Genomic DNA, 5,392 nt, shown 5'->3' with positions numbered 1-5,392 from the left:
CGCTGGAGCTGGACATTTCTCAAAGTCCAATGATATAAATTCTGATATTTTAAAGAAAGGAAAGGAGATCCTGCATATGATTGAAATGACATTCGGGAATATTACCGTAGACCAACTGAAAACAGCTGCCGGTATTTTCATTGGTGAAAAAAACCGACACAAACAATTTTCTTGTGAAACGACTATAAATGAAGCAGTTGGAACCTTATCTGGAAATGAAAATAAGTTAACCTATAATTGTTGGGTGAAAAACAAAGAAACATGGGAGGCTGAATAATTCATGTCTTCCCCCATTTTATCCCCGACCTTTCATATCGGGACCATCAAAATCGGGACCATTGAAGAGGCTTCTTGCTTTAGTATAGGAAACAATTTTATCGAAGACTTCAAGAGCAAAAAAAAACATAACCAGGGCTTAGGGAATATCCACGGAGATCGGAACAGCTTTGATCATGCTACTGCCTCATTAACCAATTACGAGCGCGTCCCGAAGAAAAAGAAGGGAATCAAACAAGAACAAATGGAAGAAAATGCCCAACAAAAGAAAACAACAAACCCCAGTTAAAATAAGGGTTTGTTGTTTTTTTCTTCAATCCAAAACTGGGCAAAGAGATGGATTGAGGTATATCGTACAAATCATTATATATTCGGACCAAAATTTGGTTTAATATCATTGTCAAAGATTGCCCCGTCTATGACCTCAAAGCTATCTAGATTATTGACTAAGTTTCCGGCCTGCACGTTTCCAAATCCATAAATACCCCCAAAGCCTAAATTATATTTTCTATTGGCGTCCATCCCGGTAACAATTGATTCACCAATAAAGATGGCTGAGCTGGGCTGTGGAGAGTTAACATTAAATATTCCTAAATTAATGACTGAAGGCACTCTATAGTCCTCCCCTTCATTCTCATTCTTTTCTGTAATCCATCTTATGTTTTAAATTTACTTCTGTGACGCGCGGAGTTTGGACAGCTTTCTTTCACTTTTTTTCAGGTTTGGGTTCCACTTTCCATATCCATCGATTGGTATTTTTCTGAAAAATTGATGCCTGACCCCCAGTGTGTTAAAGCGTTAAGGCATCGGGGCTCAGGCAATAGTATTAAGACACTGTTCTCTATATTTCATCTACCATCCATAGCACCATTCGATTGATAAAATATATACCCAAATAGGAACCCGTTACTAAGAAAAGTGGATTTAGGAATATACCATGGATATTGGTCATGAATACGGTTTTATCTTTAATAATCTCGTAAATGGCGAGAGAGGAAATATTCCCAAAAACTAGTGCAGATACAATGGCGCATATATTAAAAACCACACGTAATTTAGGCTTGATTTTCATCACAAAGAACATGAGACCTGGTGCAAAAATACTGCCGAAGATTAATAGAAATTTCATCAAATCACCTCTCTACCATTTTAGACAAAGTAAGCTGGTTTAAATCATTCTTTTCAATTTACTGAACTTTACAGAGTATTACCGTTTGATTTTTGATGTCATGATTTACTTCCTATTTGACAGAATAGTAAAACGGATGTAACGTAATTAATAATTATATAGTTTAGAATACTCTTATCAAGAGAGGTGGAGGGACTGGCCCCGCGATACCTCGGCAGCAGACTTACGTTAGTACTGTGCCAATTCCAGAAGCGATTTGCTTGAAGATAAGAAGAGAACCTGTGCCGGTAATGATTTCCTCTTCTTATTTGTGAGAAGAGGTTTTTTAATTATTATAGAAAGAAGGAATTTTACATGACAAAGACAGCAGTGAAAGCACCATTTAAAGCCGATCATGTAGGCAGCTTTTTAAGAACAGAATCAATTAAAGAGGCAAGAAAAGCTTTTGCAAATGGAGAAATTGATAAAGATACCTTAAAGAAGATAGAGGATCAAGAAATTGAGAAACTTGTCCAAAAACAAATTGAAGTTGGCCTTAACTCCATCACAGACGGTGAGTTTAGACGCTCATGGTGGCACTTGGATTTCTTATCAGGCTTAGATGGTGTAGAAGAGTTTGAAACGGAATATATTAGTAACTTCCAAGGAGCGAAAACAAAAAATAAAGCGATTAAAGTCGTTGGTAAAGTAGACTTCAATGATCATTATATGTTAGAACATTTCAAGTTCTTAAAACAGGCAGTCGACCGCTATGGCAATGGCAGTCAAGTGGCTAAGTTCTCGATTCCAAGCCCTAATATGTTATTTACTAGAATTCAGGGGGATGAGTATTATAACGATAACAGAGAACAGTTCTTTCATGATACAGTTATTGCTTACCAAAAAGCCATTCAAGCCTTCTATGACGCAGGGTGCCGATATTTACAATTAGATGATACTTCTTGGATTGATTTTGTTTCGGAAGAACGGATTCAAGCAGTCGTTGAAAAACTTAATATGGAAGTACAGGATATCATCGAAACAAGAGTACGCTGTTTAAATGAAGCCATTTCTAAAAAACCTGAAGATATGGTTATCACGATGCATATTTGCCGTGGAAACTTCAGGTCTACTTATATAACTAGCGGCGGTTACGGTCAAATCTCTGATGCCATATTTGCTGATTTAAAGGTAGATGGACTCTTCTTAGAATATGATGACGGGCGCTCGGGAGATTTTGAACCATTAAAAAGCTTTAAACGCGCTGACCAAAAGGTTATTCTAGGATTAATCACTTCTAAATTCCCAGAACTAGAAGACCCTGATACGATTAAAGAGAGAATTAAACAAGCAAGCCGTTTTATTCCTTTAGAGAACTTAGCATTAAGTCCTCAATGCGGCTTTGCAAGTACGGAGGAAGGCAACAATTTAACAGAAGAAGATCAATGGAATAAGATAAAACACGTCATTACTATTGCTGAAAGTGTTTGGGGCTAAAGTGTGAATATGGTGCCTGACCCCCGAGGCTTTAAAGCTTTAAAGCCTCGGGGTCAGGCATCAGCCTTATTCAGTTAAATAAGCCCAAGCATATTGCGCGTATAATTCCGCACCGATAACGAGTGCGTCTTCGTCGATGTTGAATTTACCATGATGGTGCGCCCACTCTGTATCTTTTTCAGGATTACCGCTGCCCACAAGAGCGAAGCTGCCAGGTACTTCAGCCATATATTCGCTGAAATCCTCACCGCCCATTGTTGGCTTTTCAAAATAGACAGCATCTGCGCCAAATGCTTCTGCGGCCACTTTTTGAACCAATTTAGCACTGTACACATCGTTATTAACAGCCTGGGTACCACGGACATACTCTACTTGTGCTGTTGCTCCGTATATGGCTGCGACCTGTTCTGCATAATGCTTGAGCTGGGTTTCAATATGATCTCTTGTTTTAGGGTCAAAGCAGCGGACAGTTCCCTCAATTACGGCATTTTCAGCAATAACATTAAAGCGTGTGCCGACCACCATTTTTCCGACGGTTAGAACTGCAGGATGTAATGTATCAACCGTTCTCGAGACGATTGTTTGCACATTCATTACAAACGAAGAAGCCACAACCGCTGCATCGATACAATCATGCGGCATCGCGCCATGGCCGCCTCTTCCTTTAAACGTTACTGTAAACAGATCGGCAGAAGCGAATGATGGTCCCTCCGGGCAAGACACCTTGTTTGTCGGCATTTGTGACCAAATATGAATACCGAAAACGTTATCCACTCCGTCAACAGCCCCTTGTTTTACGAATGCTTTAGCACCTTCCGCTACCTCTTCAGCAGGCTGGAACAATAACCGGACATTGCCGGGCAGTTCTTCCTTGCTCTCATTTAAAGCTTTGGCAGCAATCAAGAGCATCGCAGTATGGGCGTCATGGCCGCACGCATGCATTTTTCCTTCTGTCTTTGATGCATATGGCAGATCGTTATTCAATTCTTCCACTGATAAGGCATCCATATCTCCTCTTAATGCTACTGTTTTCCCTGGCTTTCCGCCTTCGATGGTAGCAATGACACCTGTTGGCACAGCTCTTCGATAAGAGATTCCTAGATTTTCAAGATAGTCGCAGACAAAAGCGGTTGTGTTTTCTTCTTCCCAGGATAGCTCAGGCTCACTATGAAGCTTTCTCCGAATGGCTGTTAATTCCTCACTATATTGTTGAATCGCTTGTTTTATTTGTTCATTAATCATTTGACGAAGCCTCCGTTAATTTCTTTGCAGTTTCATAAAAAATCTGTATGGCATTTGCGATATGCTTAGCATCTGACCATTCCTCCGGACAATGGCTAAGGCCATCCTTACTTGGAATGAACAGCATCCCTACAGCTGTAACATCGGAAAAGACCATCGCATCGTGACCTGCTCCACTATTAATCGAACAATAAGGAGTTTCTAATTCACTACTGATTTGTTTCATAAGCGCGACAATCTCTTGGTTCATGGCTTTTGGCTGCATATATAACTGCTGTTCAGCCGTAATCTTAATTCCATTCGTACTAGATAGTTCTATTAATTCGTTCAGTTTCCGGATGACATTCTCGATATGTTCTTCCTTGCCGGACCGTATATCTACTGTAAAAACGGTCTTTTTCGGGATGACATTGGCACCGTTTGGAAAAACATTCAATTGCCCCGTTGTAATTACGGTTCCTTCCCCTTCTTCGATGGCGAGGCCAGGAAATTGAGCAATCATCTTAGCAGCAGTAACAAGTGCATCCGAGCGGCGATCCATCGGTGTAGTGCCTGCATGTCCTGCTTGCCCTTCCACGGTTACTTCAAATTGAGTCAGCCCGACAATAGCCTCTACTACGCCAATCGGAATATCTTTTTCCTCGAGAATTGGCCCCTGTTCGATATGCATTTCTAGGAATGCCTTGATTGTTTTAGGATCTCTTTTTTTGGGAAGCGATGAATCCAATCCGATTTTTACCATCGCTTCTTCTGTGGAGATCCCATTTTGGTCCTTTAAATTTTTAAAATCATCTTCACTCAGCAAACCGGTCATACCTCTAGAGCCCATCAGCCCGCCGCCGAATCGTGCTCCTTCTTCCTCGATAAGGGCAATAATTTCCAATGGGTATTTGGGTGTTAATTGATTTTCGGCAAAAAGTGCAGCAACTTCTAGCCCCGCGACTACACCTGCAGGGCCGTCATAAGAGCCTCCATTTGGAACTGAATCAAAATGGGAACCGATTAGAACGCTCGGCGCGTCCTTTAGAGTACCTTCCAGCCTTCCGAAGATATTACCCATTCCATCTTCACTGACAGCCAATCCGTATTCCTTCATTTTTTCAATAATATAGTTCCTAGCCAGCCTGTCTTCCTTACTATAAGTCAGCCTTGTCGTCCCTTTTCCAGGTGTGGCTGTAAAGTGACTTAATTTGTTAATATGTTCTTCAATTCGTAGTTGAAGGGTCTCCATTTAAATCGCCTCCTTATTATATATGTCTAGCTCCAGCG

At 40.7% G+C, this 5,392-nt stretch carries 6 protein-coding genes, 1 pseudogene and 1 riboswitch; of the genes and pseudogenes, 3 read left to right on the top strand and 4 right to left on the bottom strand.

Annotation, left to right across the window (positions count from 1 at the left end; all coding sequences use genetic code 11):
• Positions 1-277 (top strand): annotated as a pseudogene (locus BANVL01_RS26260) (hypothetical protein); the annotation flags it as partial.
• Between the two features lie 3 nt (positions 278-280).
• Positions 281-565, top strand: coding sequence for a hypothetical protein (locus tag BANVL01_RS26255; protein ID WP_066082836.1), 285 nt, complete (start codon positions 281-283; stop codon positions 563-565).
• Between the two features lie 74 nt (positions 566-639).
• Here the strand turns inward: BANVL01_RS26255 and BANVL01_RS26250 are convergent, their stop codons facing one another.
• Together BANVL01_RS26250 and BANVL01_RS26245 are read right to left on the bottom strand one after the other, a co-directional pair.
• Complete coding sequence (locus tag BANVL01_RS26250; RefSeq protein ID WP_066082834.1) at positions 640-888, bottom strand: hypothetical protein; 249 nt, start codon at positions 886-888, stop codon at positions 640-642.
• 229 nt (positions 889-1,117) lie between these two features.
• Positions 1,118-1,405 (bottom strand): transposase, encoded by a 288-nt coding sequence (locus BANVL01_RS26245; protein ID WP_066082832.1) that lies wholly within the window; start codon positions 1,403-1,405, stop codon positions 1,118-1,120.
• 171 nt (positions 1,406-1,576) lie between these two features.
• A riboswitch (SAM riboswitch) is annotated at positions 1,577-1,678 on the top strand.
• Between the two features lie 81 nt (positions 1,679-1,759).
• Here BANVL01_RS26245 and BANVL01_RS26240 point away from each other — a divergent pair.
• Complete coding sequence (locus BANVL01_RS26240; RefSeq protein ID WP_066082830.1) at positions 1,760-2,881, top strand: 5-methyltetrahydropteroyltriglutamate--homocysteine S-methyltransferase; 1,122 nt, start codon at positions 1,760-1,762, stop codon at positions 2,879-2,881.
• 66 nt (positions 2,882-2,947) lie between these two features.
• Here BANVL01_RS26240 and BANVL01_RS26235 read toward each other — a convergent pair whose 3' ends face one another.
• Positions 2,948-4,123 (bottom strand): amidohydrolase, encoded by a 1,176-nt coding sequence (locus BANVL01_RS26235; RefSeq protein WP_066082828.1) that lies wholly within the window; start codon positions 4,121-4,123, stop codon positions 2,948-2,950.
• Positions 4,116-5,354: a Zn-dependent hydrolase gene (locus tag BANVL01_RS26230; protein ID WP_066082826.1), complete on the bottom strand. Its 1,239-nt coding sequence runs from the start codon at positions 5,352-5,354 to the stop codon at positions 4,116-4,118. The genes BANVL01_RS26235 and BANVL01_RS26230 overlap by 8 nt, the downstream gene beginning before the upstream one ends.
• Between the last annotated feature and the right edge of the window lie 38 nt (positions 5,355-5,392).

It is taken from the genome of Neobacillus novalis NBRC 102450, from assembly GCF_001591805.1.
Classification (GTDB): Bacteria; Bacillota; Bacilli; order Bacillales; family Cytobacillaceae; genus Neobacillus; species Neobacillus novalis.
Note: the sequence above shows the minus strand (reverse complement) of the source record. Positions and strands in the feature narration are given on the sequence as shown.